Raw genomic sequence first — 1,745 nt, forward strand, 5'->3', positions numbered from 1 at the left:
TCAGTGTGGGCTTCTTGCCAACTCCGCCCATTGGTTAGGATACAAGGCCGTAGGCCACGCGGGGCGCGTTCGGCAAGCTTTATTAACGATACGGTCAGAAGTTACCGCAAGAATAGGGCAGCCTTTATGGTTAGTCGGCTATGGGTAAAGAGTTAAAACTTTATGATTAAGGCTGCCCTATTCTAAGGTTTCGTCTCCGGGATGCCCCGACCCACCGGAACAACACAAAAAAGTTCAATTTTGAGGTACGTAGGTGGCAGTTAGCTCTTAATTTGTCTTCCCTACTATTTTCATTATAGCATTCTTCAACCTATGCAACACAGTTCCTGTCCGCGATTCATCCCACACCTCAATGCGCATTGAGGTGTGGGATGAATCGCGGTCTTAGCTAAATCCCTTGAGAAAGTTCCTTGGAACAGAACATCTCACGAGATTCTTGCTTAACATAACCATTCATCACAGCTAGCTGTAGCTTCATGAAGGCATTTAAGTCTTCCAGTGGATATTTTCTGGTTAGAAGCTGCCGTAGCTTATCTTCTTCTGTCACACTCAAATAGCGAGTTTTGAGTGCTTTTTGTACAACTTCCCTGATATTAGCCATAACACAAGCACCTGTTAAAATCAATTAGCACCTTCGAGGCTGAAAGTCTGGCAAAAGCCAATTGAGACTATCCCTCTACAGTACTTATCACCCCTTTTTAAGCTTTTTAAGCTTTTTATGTTAATGATGTAGACGACAGTTAATCTGTGTACAATGGAACATTGTACATTGTACTGATATGGTGTCTTTGGTTAGGTAAGGGCGTCGCCAGCATCACCAAGCTTCTGTTAGCAGGGCTGTTTTAGGTGATTACGGTATTATCTCATTCTGAATCTTGATATTCTGTAGCATTGGTTACAGAACACTGTTCACATAATCCAAAAAATTCCAAGGTATGGTAAAAAATAGTGAATTGATAAGAATTTTGCAACTTCTTCTGTAATTGAGGTATGGGACATTCCTCAATGGGAATAGACATGCCACAATTGAGACAAGTGAGGTGATGTTGATCCTCTTGTACACCACTGTAGAGGGATTCTCCACTACCAAGAGTCCGGACTTGCACCATTCCTTCCAGTTTTAAAGCATCCAAAGCGCGGTAAACTGTAGCCAAACCCATAGATTGCTTACGTTTGCGCAGCTCGACATAAAGATCTTGGGCCGACATAGCCCGATTCAAGGTTGTGAGCAGTTTCAGAATTCGCTCTTGGGAGCGGGTGCGTTGGCCTTTCATTAATCTTTTTTTAATATCCTAGAAATTTTTTGATGTTAATGGTGCTTGTTGGTTCAAACTGTAAAGAAGGATTAATGATCAACGGATCATGAGCAATAATGATCGCGGCTGTGCCCAAATCCCAGGATTAGGCTAGCCCTAGTTACACGCTGTGGCAGCTAAAAAAAATACTAGCTCAAAAAATACTAGCTCAAAAAAATACTAGTTGCTCAGTAACCTATCAGTAACCTAATTGATAGACTTTTTTAATCCTTGATCGTTCATCCTTGATATTATATCCATTATCATTATACAGTGAAAGGGGAGAGTTGTGATTAAAAAATATCAGGCTTCTATTTATGTTACACTTAGAAATTCCGTATTGGATCCAGCCGGTGTAGCTGTTGAGTCAGGACTGAAGCAGCTAGGCTACGAGAGTGATGTTTATCTAGAAGACCGATTAGACCCTGAAACTTTCTTCAATTCGCCCCC

The 1,745-nt window shown here is 41.7% G+C and carries 3 protein-coding genes; 1 reads left to right on the plus strand and 2 read right to left on the minus strand.

Going from position 1 to position 1,745, the window contains the following annotated elements; translation table 11 throughout:
- Window positions 1–388: 388 nt before the first annotated feature.
- Both F6K20_RS37060 and F6K20_RS37065 read right to left on the minus strand, forming a co-directional pair.
- A complete protein-coding gene (locus F6K20_RS37060) occupies window positions 389–601 on the minus strand; it encodes a hypothetical protein (protein ID WP_008186537.1) in 213 nt (70 codons plus the stop codon).
- Between the two features lie 262 nt (window positions 602–863).
- A complete protein-coding gene (locus tag F6K20_RS37065; protein WP_008186534.1) occupies window positions 864–1,274 on the minus strand; it encodes a Fur family transcriptional regulator in 411 nt (136 codons plus the stop codon).
- Window positions 1,275–1,584: 310 nt separating this feature from the next.
- Here F6K20_RS37065 and F6K20_RS37070 point away from each other — a divergent pair.
- Window positions 1,585–1,745: phosphoribosylformylglycinamidine synthase subunit PurS (locus F6K20_RS37070; RefSeq protein ID WP_287298205.1), on the plus strand; the 161-nt coding region annotated here is incomplete at its 3' end.

The sequence above is a fragment of the Moorena sp. SIO2C4 genome (assembly GCF_010672485.1).
In the GTDB taxonomy this organism is placed as follows: domain Bacteria; phylum Cyanobacteriota; class Cyanobacteriia; order Cyanobacteriales; family Coleofasciculaceae; genus Moorena; species Moorena producens.